General features: G+C 53.2%; 14 protein-coding genes. 5 read left to right on the top strand and 9 right to left on the bottom strand.

Features of this window, described 5'->3' with window-relative positions:
* Positions 1–5: 5 nt before the first annotated feature.
* Entirely contained in the window at positions 6–506 is a 501-nt protein-coding gene (locus AKG35_RS10730; RefSeq protein ID WP_041384714.1) for a CYTH domain-containing protein, read from the top strand.
* Positions 507–739: 233 nt separating this feature from the next.
* On the opposite strand, the gene AKG35_RS10725 is transcribed toward AKG35_RS10730, so the two are convergent.
* Positions 740–1018, bottom strand: a complete 279-nt coding sequence (locus AKG35_RS10725; protein ID WP_011131379.1) for a helix-turn-helix domain-containing protein — start codon at positions 1016–1018, stop codon at positions 740–742.
* A gap of 90 nt (positions 1019–1108) precedes the next feature.
* Between AKG35_RS10725 and AKG35_RS10720 the strand changes: the two genes are divergently transcribed.
* Positions 1109–2002, top strand: a complete 894-nt coding sequence (locus tag AKG35_RS10720) for a methylenetetrahydrofolate reductase (protein ID WP_011131378.1) — start codon at positions 1109–1111, stop codon at positions 2000–2002.
* On the opposite strand, the gene AKG35_RS10715 is transcribed toward AKG35_RS10720, so the two are convergent.
* The 5 genes from AKG35_RS10715 to AKG35_RS10695 all read right to left on the bottom strand — a co-directional run bounded on the left by AKG35_RS10715 (position 1983) and on the right by AKG35_RS10695 (position 9079).
* Positions 1983–3161, bottom strand: coding sequence for a nucleotidyltransferase family protein (locus tag AKG35_RS10715; RefSeq protein WP_011131377.1), 1179 nt, complete (start codon positions 3159–3161; stop codon positions 1983–1985). The genes AKG35_RS10720 and AKG35_RS10715 overlap by 20 nt on opposite strands.
* A 45-nt stretch (positions 3162–3206) precedes the next feature.
* Positions 3207–4109, bottom strand: a complete 903-nt coding sequence (locus AKG35_RS10710; protein WP_011131376.1) for a segregation/condensation protein A — start codon at positions 4107–4109, stop codon at positions 3207–3209.
* A 441-nt stretch (positions 4110–4550) separates the two neighbouring features.
* Positions 4551–6242: an NAD(P)H-quinone oxidoreductase subunit 4 gene (locus AKG35_RS10705; RefSeq protein ID WP_011131375.1), complete on the bottom strand. Its 1692-nt coding sequence runs from the start codon at positions 6240–6242 to the stop codon at positions 4551–4553.
* A gap of 88 nt (positions 6243–6330) precedes the next feature.
* Entirely contained in the window at positions 6331–8343 is a 2013-nt protein-coding gene (locus AKG35_RS10700; RefSeq protein WP_011131374.1) for an NAD(P)H-quinone oxidoreductase subunit 5, read from the bottom strand.
* A gap of 34 nt (positions 8344–8377) precedes the next feature.
* A complete protein-coding gene (locus AKG35_RS10695; RefSeq protein ID WP_011131373.1) occupies positions 8378–9079 on the bottom strand; it encodes an NnrU family protein in 702 nt (233 codons plus the stop codon).
* Positions 9080–9212: 133 nt separating this feature from the next.
* Here AKG35_RS10695 and AKG35_RS10690 point away from each other — a divergent pair, with 133 nt between their 5' ends.
* On the top strand, positions 9213–10184 hold the full coding sequence (locus AKG35_RS10690) for a LysR family transcriptional regulator (RefSeq protein WP_011131372.1): 972 nt from the start codon (positions 9213–9215) through the stop codon (positions 10182–10184).
* Between the two features lie 8 nt (positions 10185–10192).
* Here AKG35_RS10690 and AKG35_RS10685 read toward each other — a convergent pair whose 3' ends face one another.
* Together AKG35_RS10685 and AKG35_RS10680 are read right to left on the bottom strand one after the other, a co-directional pair.
* Entirely contained in the window at positions 10193–10846 is a 654-nt protein-coding gene (locus AKG35_RS10685; protein WP_011131371.1) for a DUF3172 domain-containing protein, read from the bottom strand.
* Positions 10843–11190, bottom strand: a complete 348-nt coding sequence (locus AKG35_RS10680; protein WP_011131370.1) for an NAD(P)H-quinone oxidoreductase subunit M — start codon at positions 11188–11190, stop codon at positions 10843–10845. The genes AKG35_RS10685 and AKG35_RS10680 overlap by 4 nt, the downstream gene beginning before the upstream one ends.
* Before the next feature lie 108 nt (positions 11191–11298).
* Here AKG35_RS10680 and pds point away from each other — a divergent pair, with 108 nt between their 5' ends.
* Complete coding sequence (pds, locus tag AKG35_RS10675; RefSeq protein ID WP_011131369.1) at positions 11299–12717, top strand: 15-cis-phytoene desaturase; 1419 nt, start codon at positions 11299–11301, stop codon at positions 12715–12717.
* 3 nt (positions 12718–12720) lie between these two features.
* A complete protein-coding gene (locus tag AKG35_RS10670; protein WP_011131368.1) occupies positions 12721–13662 on the top strand; it encodes a phytoene synthase in 942 nt (313 codons plus the stop codon).
* A gap of 41 nt (positions 13663–13703) precedes the next feature.
* On the opposite strand, the gene AKG35_RS10665 is transcribed toward AKG35_RS10670, so the two are convergent.
* Entirely contained in the window at positions 13704–14147 is a 444-nt protein-coding gene (locus AKG35_RS10665; RefSeq protein WP_011131367.1) for an RNA recognition motif domain-containing protein, read from the bottom strand.
* Positions 14148–14216 lie beyond the last annotated feature (69 nt).

Raw genomic sequence — 14216 nt, 5'->3', positions numbered from 1 at the left:
AGCTCATGGGCCTCGAGATCGAACGGAGGTTTTTGGTGGTGGGAGAAGAGTGGCGAGCTTTAGCAGGACCCGCCTTGCCTTTGCGTCAGGGTTACCTGGCCGGGTCTCCTCAAGGGTTCACTGTCAGGATGAGAATCATGGCGATGGAGCAGGCTTGGCTCACCCTCAAGGCTCCTGCTGAGGGTATTGCTCGTCATGAGTTCGAATATCGGATCCCTTTAATCGATGCAGAGGCTCTCTGGGGTTTGGCGCCTGATCGTCTGATCAAGACACGTTATGAACTAAGCCTTAAAGGTGGTGATTGGGTGGTCGATTGCTTCGAAGGAGCGAATGCTCCTCTTGTGCTAGCGGAGGTGGAACTTGTCTCTGCGGAGGAGCTGCTAGAGATTCCCGCGTGGTGTTGGCAGGAGGTGACTGGTGCATCTGAGTGGAACAATGCTGCTTTGGCACGCACCCCGATTCAGCAATGGTCCGATCAGAGGCGCCGAGATTACGATCTGGCTTGACTAAAGCGCCCCAAGGGCCTTTATAATCTCTTAACAGTTCCGATCGAGTGAACTGGTTGTTCGGGCAGCAGAGGCTGCGGGAAGGCAACTTGTGTTTGGTTTGTACGATACCGATGGCATCCTCCGCTTTACATGCCGGGATCGTGAGGCTTGTATGGCCTATGTCGAGTTGTTTGATCTCGAGTCCGAAGGATGTTCTTTGATGTCCATCCCAGAGCCCGCTGTGCTTGGGTTTAGGAGTCAGAGTCGGAGTCGTCTGGCAAGGAGCAGCAATTGAAACCATCGCGGCAGATCTTGCCGTGATCCATGGCCCAGTTCAGAAGGGCTACACGATTTTTTGAGCCTGTTTTGGTGAACATGTTGCTGACATGATTGTCGACAGTTCGCTTGCTGATGGTTAGCTTTTCAGCGATTTCTTGGTTGGTTAGCCCGTCTGCGACAAGGTCAATGATTTCCATTTCCCTTGAAGAGAGTGAGATATGAACGGAATTGGGGATTTTGCCTGTGGCCATTTCCTCCCCATTGATTATCTCCGGTCATCTTACGCAGACTTTGGGCTAGCGATCCCTCATAGTTGGTGAGTGAGTGAAGGACATCGTGATTTGAGTTCAGCCTTGCAGCGCTCCATCGAGGCCGGAGCAGTGACGATCACTGCTGAGGTCATGCCTCCTCGTGGTGCAGATCCTGTTCATTCCTTGACGATGGCTCAAGGTTTGAAAGGTTTTGTTCATGCCATCAATGTGACTGATGGCAGCCGTGCAGTGATGCGGATGAGCAGCCTTGCTCTCTGTCGCTTGCTGTTAGATGAGGGGCTTGAACCGATTTTGCAGCTCGCTTGCCGTGATCGCAATCGGATCGCCCTTCAATCAGATTTACTTGGAGCTCATGCTCTGGGTATTCGCAACTTGCTCTGCCTTACAGGTGATCCGGTTCGGGTTGGTGATCAACCTGAGGCGAGACCTGTTCATGACTACGAGTCGGTGAAATTGCTGCATCAGGTCTCTGCCTTCAACCGTGCTGAGGACCCTGTTTCGGGATTACTCCCTGATGGAGCGACTGCTTTTTTTGCTGGGGCCGCTGCTGATCCCAATTGCCAGAGCTTGAGTGGTTTGCGTCGTCGCCTCGAACGAAAGAAGGAAGCCGGCGCTCGCTTTCTTCAGACTCAGATGGTGATGAAACCCGCTGTGCTTGAACACTTTTGCAATGAGGTGGCCAATCCCCTTGGGTTGCCTGTGCTTGCTGGGGTGTTTTTGCTGAAATCAGCTCGTAATGCAAGCTTCATTAATAGGGTTGTGCCTGGAGCATGCATTCCTGAATCACTTGTGGTTCGGCTGGAGCAAGCATCTGATCCAATGGCTGAGGGAATCGCTATTGCTGCTGAGCAGGTCAGGAGTTACTTGTCTCTTACCCAGGGCGTCCATCTGATGGCCGTGAAAGCAGAAGAGCGCATCCCCGAGATTCTTGATCAGGCTGGAATCAGCTTGGTGCCGGTGTGAGGTCTGTGCCAAGGAGTTCGGCCATGGCCTTCTGCTGAGGAGATGGTTCAACCAGGTCTTGGCGCCTTGCATCGGTGATCAGCCAATCAAGGGCTGCTTCTTGAAGGTCAAAGTGATCGCCGTTTTTGCCAACGCAGTAACGGCCAAACACCAGCTTTTCCACCAGCTGCACACCAGCTCCAATACGGGAATAGTCAAAGATGATCGAGTTGTCCACGGTTGCCCCTTCGCAGATGCAACAGCTAGGGCCGATCATTGATGGCCCAATAATTGTTGCTCCATCTTCGATGCGGGTCATGCCACCCACATAAATTGGCCCTTGCACATTGATCTTGTCCCAGTTCGCGGCAACGTTCAAGCCTGTGTAGATCCCAGGACGCACTTCCTTACCAGGAATGCCTACTTGGCGAACCTCTCCTTGCAGCACGCTGCGAATGGCTCTCCAATAATCAGGAACCTTGCCAATGTCCACCCATTCAAAATCCATGGGTAGGGCAAAGAATGGTAAGCCCATCTCCACCAGCTTGGGGAATAGGTCAGAGCCGATATCGAAGGGTTGGTCGGAAGGAATGTGCTCGAAAATCTCTGGTTCAAAGAGATAGATGCCTGTGTTGATTGTGTCGCTCAGCGCTGCATCAGTGGAGGGTTTCTCTTGGAATGCCTGAACACAATCATTCTCGTCTGTGACCACCACGCCATAGCTGCTGACTTGATCTTTGGGGACTCGTTTGGTCACCAAGCTCGCCAGAGCGCCTTTGGCTCGATGGCGTTTTACGGCTTCTGAGAGGTCGAGATCAATGAGGGCGTCGCCACAGAGCACCACAAAGGTGTCATCAAAGAATTGTTGAAAATCCTGGATTTTTTTGAGGCCGCCAGCGGAACCAAGGGCATCACCAATCAGTTCTCCCTCTTCGATGCGTCCCTCGAAGCTGTAGGCGATTTCTACGCCAAAGCGCTGGCCATCGCGGAAGTAGTTTTCAATTTCCTCAGCTAGGTGAGACACATTCACCATTACTTCTTTGAATCCGTGCTCCTTCAGCAGTTCGAGCAGAAACTCCATCACGGGTTTCTGAAGGATGGGAATCATCGGCTTGGGGATCACGTGGGTGATCGGCTGGACGCGCGTCCCTTTGCCGGCCGCCAAAATCATCGCCTTCATTGGCGTTGTTAGGCCTCAGCTCGATTAAACAACATAGACCTCCATTCAAGCGGCATTCACGACCTCGGCCGGAGTGGCAGCTGGCACGTTAAGGCTGGTAAGCGGGAGCTGAGCAATGGTTCCTGGGGCCAGCAGTCGCTTCAGTCGTAGGGGGGCATAGAGAGATCCTTCCTGTGCCAGCTCCACTTTTCCCTGTGAGCATAGAAATAACAGAGCCCAGAACACGCCCACCCGATCCGTGTCCAGGTCTGCTGTTGAGACTTGTTCCCACTGACCAACCAACTGCTCGAAATCAACCCAGTGCAGGGCCTGCTCCCAATCGTTGAGGAAAACTCCTAAGGCCGCAGTCGTTTCAGGAAGTTTTTCCCGGTGCGCTAGAGCGGTGACTTGGGCAATGGCCTCACGCTCACTCAAACGTTTATTGCGTTTGCGGCGTCGCTGTTGCAGTTCGTCGGATTCGAGTTGTTCGGCGATGGATTCCAGTTGTTCGATGAGCTCGCCAAGAGTCACTGGCCTGCGAAGGGGTGGTGGTGCTGCCGGACGTCGTAAGAGGTGGCGCTCTGGGCGCCTGGGAAGCGCAAAACTTGGATCTAGCCAGCCTTGCTCTCCAAGCTCTGCTTCGAAGCCTTCTTCAAATAGAGGTTCCGGCGGAAAGGTTTGGGCTTCGAGAACCTCTGCTTTGAGACTAACCAGGACTGATGCGGCCAAAAAGGCTTCGCTGCTGTCTGCTAAATCCTGTTCATAACTGCCACCTTGCCGTTGAACTTGTGCGGCCACTTGCTGGGGCACCTCAATTCGCTGGCGTAGTTGATCGAGGAAACCATCAACCACAGCGATCACGTCGACATCCCAGGGATCTAACTCACCTCGCTCTGCGGCATCTTGCAGCAGGCGGATTGCAAGGCGTGCGCCTGAATCAGCCCCCCTGTTCAGTCCATCATCCTGCAAGGTAAAGATCACGCTTGAAATAAGTTATCGATCTTGTTAGGCGCGCGCTAGGGGGATTCCATAGATCATCATGCCTTTAAAGAGTTATATGAATTGGGTTAGCAGGAAGCTGATGAGGTGGTTTCTAGTCAGCTTTCGTCTCAAAGTTTGATCGTTTTGCTTGGTCTTGGTCGGTTGAGTTGGTGGCTTAGAGGCTGAGGTCGGGATTGCTTGGCATGGTTGTATATCAGATACTCCCGGCAGTGAATAAGCATCTATTGTTAGCCCTTAGACCTGCAATAACATCCAAAAGGGCTCGAGAGAATTGTGAATCGCTTTGTTGAGCTCGAGGCACAAGATCAAGATGAAACTGATCTGGCGAATCCCTTAAAAAAGCAACTAGCTCATCATTAATGCTGGAGACTTCAGGGTGGGTCGCTGTGCAAAGAAAGGCTGCAGATCTTATTTCCTAGTGAGCTGCTCCGATCGCGTTTGAGTGATCGGCAGCCTTGGGGATGAGACCACAGCAGGCGTCATGGTGGTGTTTCGAATCATCAATGCTGAGGGTTTTTTGATGCGTTGCAGGGCTAAATCATCTCGCTTTACTAATTCTTGGATGGATGCGGTATAGCTATCGGTCATGAGTCGGGGGTAGAGGCCAATGCCAATGATCGGCACGAGTAAGCAGCTAATGATGTAGACCTCTCTTGGTTCCGCATCCACCAGGTTGGTATGGGAGACAAGTTGGTCATTCTCTTTGCCGAAGAAGATTTCTCTGAGCATTGAGAGTAGATAGATGGGGGTAAGGATGACGCCGATTGCCGCAAGCCCCGCAATCACAATTCGGAATGTCAGCGTGTAGGCCTCATCGGTAGCAAATCCCACGAACACCATTAATTCAGAAACGAAACCACTCATGCCAGGCAGAGCGAGAGAGGCGAGTGCACAGACAGTCCATAGGGCGAACATGATTCGCATCTTTTGACCCACCCCTCCCATCTCCTCAAGTTGCAAGGTATGGGTGCGGTCGTAGGTGGCTCCTACAAGGAAGAACAGACTGGCGCCGATTAGACCATGACTGATCATCTGCAGCATGGCGCCACTCGTTCCTAGGGCACTGAAGCTGCCAATGCCGATCAGTACAAAGCCCATGTGGCTAATTGAGCTATAGGCGATCTTGCGTTTGAGGTTGCGCTGGGCGAAGGAGGTGAGAGCGGCATAGATGATGTTGACTACCCCAAGCACGATGAGAAGTGGGGCGAACTGGGCATGGGCTTCAGGTAGCAGTTGAGCGTTAAAGCGCATCAAGGCATAGCCGCCCATCTTCAGCAGGATGCCTGCAAGCAGCATGTGAACTGGCGCTGTTGCTTCTCCATGGGCATCTGGTAGCCAGGTGTGTAGAGGCACAATTGGCAGCTTGACGCCGAATGCAATGAGCAGTCCGGCGTAACAGAGCAACTGGAAACCTGTCCCAAAGCTTTGTTGGGCGAGGTTGGTGTATTCGAAGTTGGGTGTGCCTCCGCCAAAGAACCCCATGGCTAGGGCCACCAGCAGAATGAACAGCGAACTGCCAGCGGTATAAATGATGAATTTTGTGGCTGCATATTGCCTTTTTTTGCCACCCCAGATCGCTAGCAGCAGGTAGACCGGCAACAATTCCAGTTCCCAGGCCAGGAAGAACAGCAGCATGTCTTGAACGGCAAAAACTGCGATCTGGCCGCCATCCATTGCCAGTATCAGGAAAAAGAACAGCTTGGGTTTGAACGTCACTGGCCAGGCTGCCAGGACTGCCAGTGCTGTGATGAAACTGGTGAGCAGAATGAGTGGCATCGAGATGCCATCTGCTCCGACGGCCCAGGTGAGGCCCAGATCAGGTAGCCAGCTCACCCGTTCGGATAGTTGTAAGCCGCTCAGACTGGGGTCATAGCCGTATAGGTAGGCAGCCACGGTGATCAGAAAGGTCACCAGGGCGATGCCGAGTGCAAACCAACGAACCTGCTTACCCTCCCCTTCATCAGGGATGAACGGCACCAGAAAGGCCCCCACAATCGGGAACAGAATTGAGAGGCTCAGCCAGGGGAAGTTAGCGCTCACTTGATCACTCAGCAGCTCGGCACCTGTGTCCAAGGGTGCGCTTATGGCAAACTCCAGCACGGACAGGCCTTTTCAGCACTGGTCGGAGTGTAGAAATGCTTGGCGTTCTGACACTGCATCGATAGGCGATAACACACAATTTGGTTTATCAGCTAACAGGACTGCCTAGGACGCCGAAAAGCACGACCAAGGCGATGACACCACCGAAAACGATGAGGGCGTAAAACTGAGCGCGGCCAGTTTCAAAGTACTTAAGACCTTCGCCACTTCCAAGCGTGAGTAGGCCGGTAAGATTCACCACGCCGTCAACCACCTTGGCATCCACTTCAAGCACTTCACGAGCCAGTTTGCGGCTGCCGCGTACGAAGATCTTTTCATTGATGTCATCCAAATACCACTTGTTGGCCAGGAAGGTATTGATGACAGGGAAACGATTGGCAAATAGTTCTTCGAGATCGAGGCGGTGCAGTGCATAAGCTAAGACAGCCAAGCTGATGCCTGCTGTTGAGATCGCCACTGAAGCACCTGCGAGTGGCAGGAATTCACTCCAGTTGAATGTTGCGGCCATTTCAAGAGCCTCCTCTGGGTTGAGCAGGCCTGCAAAGCGGCTGTTCCAGGGGGTGCCGAGTAGACCAATCAGCATCGAGGGCACTGCCAAGACTGCTAATGGCAGAGTCATGGACCAGGGCGACTCATGCAGGACCCCGCCTTGATGAGGATGCTCGTCTTCACTGCCTTTGCCCGCAGCAGCAATCAAATTTGCCTGAAGGGTTTTGTCGTCTCCGCGGAATGGCCCTTCAAATGTGAGGAAGTAGAGGCGGAACATGTAGAAGGCCGTCATCCCTGCTGTCAGAAAGCCCACAACCCAGAGCAATGGGAAGGTGGTGAATGCTTGTCCAAGAATTTCGTCCTTGCTCCAGAAGCCTGCTAGAGGCGGAATACCGCTTATGGCAATGCAGCCGATCAGGAAGGTGATGGCTGTGATCGGCATTTTTTGGCGCAGGCCGCCCATCAGCCTCATGTCTTGGGCCAGGATGGGCTCGTGACCAACAACGTCTTCCATGGCGTGGATTACTGAACCTGAGCCAAGGAAAAGCATGGCCTTGAAAAAGGCATGGGTCACCAGGTGGAACATTCCTGCTACGGGAGCGCCGCAGCCCATCGCCAGCATCATGTATCCAAGTTGAGACACCGTGCTGTAAGCCAGTCCCTTCTTGAGGTCCATCTGGGTGAGCGCGATGGACGCTCCCAGAAAACAAGTGATCGTGCCGATCACGGCGATCACCAAACCCACCATGGGGAACTGGCTGTAGAGAGGTTCTAGCCTGGCAACGAGGAAGACACCTGCTGCCACCATGGTTGCCGCATGGATGAGAGCTGAAATTGGTGTGGGCCCTTCCATGGCATCGGGAAGCCAAACATGAAGGGGGAATTGAGCTGACTTGGCCATCGGCCCCATGAAGATCAATAGACATAAGGTCAATGCCGCCCAGCCTGGAACGGTGCCGTTCGCGATGGCATCTGACAAGCCATTAGCAATGCCATGGAAATCAAAACTGCCCGTTGCCCAGAAGACTCCGAGAATGCCAAGGAGCAAGCCAAAATCACCCACACGGTTGACGACAAAAGCCTTTTGAGCTGCATGGGCGGCACCATCTCGGTCGTACCAGAAGCCCACCAGGAGATAGGAGCACATCCCTACCAGCTCCCAAAACACGTAGATTTCGAGAAGGTTGGGGCTGATAATCAAGCCCAGCATCGAGCTGCTGAATAGGGCTAGATAGGTAAAGAAACGCACGTAGCCCTTGTCGTGGGCCATGTAGCCGTGGGAGTAGATCATCACCAGCAGAGCGATGGTGGTGACCAGGGCAAGCATCACTGCTCCAAGGGGATCAATCACATAACCCATTGGCAGACTGAAACTGCCGGCGCTGGCCCAGATGAAGAGATGTTCGACAGGTGCAGCACCGGTCAGCTGCTCTGCGAGGACTGCATAGCTCAAGACGGCGGCAGCACCTAGAGAGGTGAGCAGCAGCACAGCTACCGGCTTACGTAGGCGGTTAATGGTGCGATTGAAACTGATTAGTCCCAGGCCTGTGGCGATCGCTCCCAGTAGGGGGAACACCGGGATTAACCAGGCGAGGTCGGCGGCCGAGTTCATCCGGTCCAGGCAGGATCATGGGAGTGTAGGCAATTCAGCTCAGCAGGCCTTCCAGCTTGGAGGAGAGGAAGGCCGCGCTGCCGATGGGGATGAAGCGATGGGCATACCAGAACACTCCCACAGCGATAGCGATGCCGAGCTGGGAAGGTCTCAAAGCTTCTTGCCATAGCAATTGTTGTCGTCCATCGATCACCGCCCTGAAGGGGATTACGGAGGTGTTTTGACGCAGTTCTTCAAAAGCATCGCCGAAGCGGGCTCGCAATCTGCGGTCCCCATGCCAAACAGCAAATAAGTGATGGCCGATCAGGCCTAAACAAGTCACCAGCATGAAGCTGCTGCCAATCCAGAGCGCATGGGAGAAACACCAGAGGATTTGGCCAATGGCTTGGGGATGTCTACTGATGCGGATGATCCCCGTGGCATAAAGCCGTACTTTCGGCTTGAGCAAGGCTGGGATTTCCAGCAGGTTGTAGGTGGCGGGATAGAGGAAGAGGAAACTGATGGCCGTGAGGGCCCAGATCATTGGCACCATGCCTGGCACTCCTTGCAGATTCCAGAGCCGCACCCCGTCATAGCGATGTGAGAGGAAGTAACCGATCACCACCACAGCGGAGGGAATGCTTGTTGCGGCAAAAATCAATCGCCATGCCCTAGCCCCGATCCTGGTTTCGGCATGGCTACGTAGGGCTGCTCCGCCGCTGTGGATCACAGCGAAGAGAAACAACAGAACAAGCATCACAAGGGTGCTGTGATGGAGCCCAGTGGATGACAATTGTGCCAAGTGGCAGTGGCAATGATTATCGATTCTGGCGTCCAGGCTTTTCCGCTTACAGTTTTTCTGTTGTTACTGCCGGGTTGGCAGGTCCTCCATGGCCGATCTGCCGTTCACACTCGATCAGTTGCGCATCCTCCACGCCATCGTGAGTGAGGGCAGCTTTAAGAAAGCAGCCGATAGCCTTTATGTCACTCAGCCGGCGGTGAGCCTGCAGATTCAGAACCTGGAGAAGCAGTTAGAGGTCTCCTTGTTTGATCGTGGGGGCCGCAAGGCTCAGCTAACCGAAGCGGGCCGACTTCTGTTGAGCTACTGCGAGCGGATTCTTAGTCAGTGTCAGGAAGCCTGCCGAGCTCTTGATGATCTTCATGACCTCAAAGGTGGATCATTAGTGATTGGGGCTAGCCAGACGACTGGCACCTATTTGATGCCGCGCATGATTGGCTTATTTCGCCAAAAGTACCCGGACGTGGCTGTGCAATTGCAAGTGCACAGCACTCGACGCACCGGCTGGAGCATTGCCAATGGTCAAATTGATCTAGCGATCATTGGAGGCGAGCTGCCATCGGAGCTCAACGATCTTCTTCAGGTTGTGCCATACGCCAGCGATGAACTGGCCCTGGTTCTTCCGGTGAAACATCCTTTGTCGAGGCTTGTTGAACTCACCAAGGAAGACCTCTATCGCTTGGGTTTTATCAGTCTTGATTCCCAGTCCACCACTCGCAAGATGCTGGACCAGCTTCTAGCTCGATCTGGCTTGGATGTGCAGCGCTTGCGGATAGAGATGGAGCTCAATTCTCTTGAGGCGATCAAGAATGCAGTTCAATCTGGTCTTGGGGCAGCCTTTTTGCCTGTGGTATCGATTGAACGTGAACTCACCGCCGGCACAGTGCACAAACCGTTGGTGGTTGATCTGCAGGTGCGTCGTCAGCTGAAGTTGATCAGCCATCCTGCGCGTTACTGTTCCCGCGCAGCAGAAGCCTTTAGGCGTGATGTGCTGCCAGTGTTTGCTAGTGCCGACAGCCCCATTCGTCAGAACAGGGCCGTTCTTGCAGATGTCAATGGTTAAGAGTCGACTCAGAATTGATCTGCTTCCGGTGTTACGCCCACGGAATCGTCAGCAACTCCTTTAGTAATAAATTTATTCTCTCTGATATCTGTCTGGTAGACGCAGCGGACGATGGGTTTATCGCGGATTGAACCGATATAAGCGAAGGTGTTCATGCGTTGCTTGCACTCTCTAACCTGGCTATTGGTGACTGCACCTTGTTTTTCCAGCACCGTCCAGTTTTCCCGACGAATGACACAGCCAGGCTGCAGGCTGGGCTGTGTGACAAAACTGCTGGAAGGATTAAGCGTGGTGTACATCTCAACGTCGATGACGAAGGCGCTGGCCCCCCACTGTCGACAGAATTCAGGGTCAGGCACAGCCATGTCCAGCTGCTGACTGCTGGCAATGTTGCCTTGGTCGCCTTGGGTGGTGCTAGTGACAGCACTGCCGATCCCGATCCCAACGATCAGAACCCCTGCGAGTACAGCCAGGCTGGCTGTATTTAAGCGGATGCCATTGCCTCCTGGTGGGGTGGGAGGGCCAGAACGACTTGAAGGGGAACGGTCATAGCTGGAGTCATCGCTTTCATAGCGGTTGCGGCGCGAGTAGCGGTCCCCGCGGCCTCCCTCTTGGCCATAGCTCTCAGGAGGTGATTGGCGGTTGTAACGGGAGCGATTCACAACAGCTCAGGGGTACGCGGGAGCCCCATGGAGTAATTCAGCACGCGGCACTCTGGGTTGTAGCTTAATTTTCCAGCCTGAAGCAGCTTTCGGATTGTTCCTTCGAGTTCTGAGCCAATTCTGCGCAGGTTGTAGTCGCTAAGTTCGCCTCCGGCATGCGAGGCCACCAACTCTGCGAAGCGTTGCTGGATCTCTTTTGTGACGGATTCTGTCCAAAGAAACTCGTTGTCAGGATCGAGATCAAGCGTGAGCTGGTTGGGGTCTGGAACGAGATCATTGTTTTCAACCCTGGCCGTGAAGATCCTGACGTGACGGGTCGTGCACTTCAATAGGGTCTCGTTCATGGCATGGACCGGTCCCGCAATGGGGCCCGCTAGAGCAAGTGAAGGGACTCTAGGAAGAGAATGGGGGAGGGCTCCTTTTAGGGTTGATGTTTACTTGTCGTGAGAAGCATGCGCGTTGCCATCGCAGGAGCAGGTCTGGCTGGACTCTCATGTGCCAAATATCTAGTTGATGCGGGACACATTCCAGTTGTTTATGAGTCCCGCGATGTGCTTGGCGGCAAAGTTGCGGCTTGGAAGGATGATGATGGTGACTGGTATGAGACTGGTTTACATATCTTTTTTGGGGCTTATCCAAATATGCTCCAGTTGTTCAAAGAATTGGGCATCGAGGAGCGTTTGCAGTGGAAAAGTCACTCGATGATCTTCAACCAGCTTGAGGAGCCTGGAACATACAGCCGCTTTGACTTTCCGGATCTTCCAGCTCCATTCAATGGAGTGGCTGCAATTTTAGGGAATAACGATTTGCTCAGCTGGCCAGAGAAGGTTGCCTTCGGCTTGGGTCTCGTACCGGCAATGTTGCGAGGCCAGGATTACGTGGAGGAGTGTGATCAATATTCTTGGACTGAATGGCTGAGGCTCCACAACATCCCTGAGCGGGTGAATGAGGAGGTTTTCATCGCCATGAGTAAGGCATTGAACTTTATTGACCCTGATGAGATTTCAGCCACTGTCATCCTCACGGCGCTCAATCGATTTCTTCAGGAAAAGAATGGTTCCAAGATGGCCTTCCTTGATGGGGCCCCTCCTGAGCGGCTTTGTCAACCGATGGTGGAGCATATTCAGTCTCATGGTGGCGAGGTTTATCTCAACAGCCCCTTGCGGGAGATCAAGCTCAGTGAAGACAGCAGTGTGGAGAGCTTTCTGATTGGAGGTGAGCCGGGCAGTGAACCTAGGAATGTTCAAGCCGATGCTTATGTCAGTGCTCTTCCTGTGGATCCGCTCAAATTGCTTTTGCCGGCCCCTTGGAAGCAGATGGAGGTGTTTCGCAAACTCGATGGACTGCGCGGTGTTCCAGTGATCAACATTCATCTCTGGTTCGACCGCAAGCTCACGGATATCGATCACCTGCTCTTCAGTCGTTCCCCTCTTTTGAGTGTCTACGCCGATATGAGCATTACCTGCAAGGAGTACGAAGATCCAGATCGCTCTATGTTGGAACTGGTCTTTGCTCCAGCCAAAGATTGGATCGGCCGTAGCGATGAGGACATCATCGAAGCCACATTGGCTGAGCTAAAGAAGCTTTTCCCGATGCACTTCACAGGCGAAAAACAGGCCAAACTGCGCAAGTACAAGGTCATTAAGACACCCCTGTCGGTTTATAAGACCACCCCTGGGTGTCAGAAGCTTCGCCCGAGCCAGGAGACTCCGATTGCCAACTTTTTTCTCGCTGGTGACTTCACAATGCAGCGATACCTTGCGTCGATGGAGGGTGCGGTGCTCAGCGGCAAGTTGTGTGCAAATGCCGTGGATAGCTGTGGGGAGAAGTTATCCACGGCCCAGTCTGTTAGCAAGCCTCTCCAGGCCTGAAGAATGACTCAGCTAGCGCCGGATTCGTCGATTATCAATGCTCAGGCTTGCTTGAGTCTTGATGAGGCTTATGAGGCTTGTCGGAAGGAAACAGCTCAGTGGGCGAAAACCTTCTATCTCGGCACCATGTTGCTTCCTTCGATCAAACGCAGAGCGATTTGGGCCATCTATGTGTGGTGTCGGCGAACTGATGAGCTGATGGATAGCGCAGAGGCTCAGACGCGTCCTGTTTCAGAATTAGCGAATCGGCTTGATCAATGGGAAGAACGCACTCGAGCCATGTTCGCTGGCCAGGTGCTGGATGGCCTCGATGCGGTCATGGCAGACACTCTTGAACGTTTCCCTCAGTCCATACAGCCTTATCTGGACATGATTGAGGGGCAGCGCATGGATCTGAATCAGCATCGATACGCCACCTTTCAGCAGCTAGAGCTCTATTGCTATCGAGTGGCAGGCACTGTGGGTTTGATGACCCAGCACGTCATGGGTCTTGACCCTGCATACACAACAGCCCCTTGGAGTTCTTCTCCAGAGACATCAGATGCTGCTATCGCTCTGGGAATTGCCAATCAACTGACCAACATTCTTCGTGATGTCGGAGAGGACCGTGGTCGTGGCCGTATTTACATTCCCCAGGAAGATCTCGACCGATTTGGTTATTCAGAAGCTGATTTGATGGCTGGACGTTTGAATAGTGCTTGGAAGGATTTGATGGCTTTCCAATTGGAGCGTGCTCGCGAGTGGTTTGCCCGGTCGGAAGCTGGAGTGCGCTGGCTATCTCAAGATGCCCGTTGGCCAGTATGGGCTTCATTGCGGCTTTATAGAGGGATCCTCGATTCCATCGAACGCTTGGACTATGATGTTTTTAATAATCGGGCTTATGTGAGTCGCTGGATGAAGTTGGTTGATCTTCCTCTGTCATATCTGATGGCCCAAGCACGCTGAGGCTAGACAAACCTCTTTTGAAAGAGGAGTAACGGTTCAGTTCAAACAGTTGTCTTTTGATTGGCGAGGAGATCCTTCAGTTTTGAAAGTTCTCCAGCCCAGCGTGGGTCGGGTGCTTCTTCAGCAGGCGCATCACTGTGTACAACTTTGTTGGCCGATTTTCTGGCTGATCCTGGGGCATTGCCGCTTGAATTTGTACCGTTGCGGCGTGAACCACCACCGGATCCTTCGTTTGTATTGCGGCGTTCAGAACGCTCAACCCGCAAGTTGTTTCCGTTGAATTCTCGGCCATTGAACTGTTCAATTACCGCATTGGCAATTTTCTCATCATTGACATTGGCGAAGCCGAATCCACGACAACCTCCAGTTTCTCGGTCGAGAACTGCCTTGAAGCGAATCCCATCTCCAACGCTGGCCAGCTGCGTTTCCAGCTCTTTGCTTTCAAAAGTTTGCGGCAGGTTGCCGATGTAAAGGCGAACGCTCATGAAAAAGAGAGGGGAATGAGAAAAGGATGTGGATCAGGCCGATCGATGTCCTTATTGCCAGTGCAGTTA

Origin of the sequence: Prochlorococcus marinus str. MIT 9313, from assembly GCF_000011485.1 — a bacterium.
Classification (GTDB): Bacteria; Cyanobacteriota; Cyanobacteriia; order PCC-6307; family Cyanobiaceae; genus Prochlorococcus; species Prochlorococcus marinus_D.
Note: the sequence above shows the minus strand (reverse complement) of the source record. Positions and strands in the feature narration are given on the sequence as shown.

Excerpts from the sequence above, each read along its gene's own strand:
- AKG35_RS10730 (WP_041384714.1), top strand. The coding sequence starts at position 6 with ATGGGCCTCGAGATCGAACGGAGGTTTTTGGTGGTGGGAGAAGAGTGG.
- AKG35_RS10725 (WP_011131379.1), bottom strand. The coding sequence starts at position 1,018 with ATGGCCACAGGCAAAATCCCCAATTCCGTTCATATCTCACTCTCTTCA.
- AKG35_RS10715 (WP_011131377.1), bottom strand. The coding sequence starts at position 3,161 with ATGAAGGCGATGATTTTGGCGGCCGGCAAAGGGACGCGCGTCCAGCCG.
- AKG35_RS10700 (WP_011131374.1), bottom strand. The coding sequence starts at position 8,343 with ATGAACTCGGCCGCCGACCTCGCCTGGTTAATCCCGGTGTTCCCCCTA.
- AKG35_RS10695 (WP_011131373.1), bottom strand. The coding sequence starts at position 9,079 with ATGCTTGTTCTGTTGTTTCTCTTCGCTGTGATCCACAGCGGCGGAGCA.
- AKG35_RS10690 (WP_011131372.1), top strand. The coding sequence starts at position 9,213 with ATGGCCGATCTGCCGTTCACACTCGATCAGTTGCGCATCCTCCACGCC.
- AKG35_RS10680 (WP_011131370.1), bottom strand. The coding sequence starts at position 11,190 with ATGAACGAGACCCTATTGAAGTGCACGACCCGTCACGTCAGGATCTTC.
- pds (WP_011131369.1), top strand. The coding sequence starts at position 11,299 with ATGCGCGTTGCCATCGCAGGAGCAGGTCTGGCTGGACTCTCATGTGCC.
- AKG35_RS10670 (WP_011131368.1), top strand. The coding sequence starts at position 12,721 with ATGACTCAGCTAGCGCCGGATTCGTCGATTATCAATGCTCAGGCTTGC.
- AKG35_RS10665 (WP_011131367.1), bottom strand. The coding sequence starts at position 14,147 with ATGAGCGTTCGCCTTTACATCGGCAACCTGCCGCAAACTTTTGAAAGC.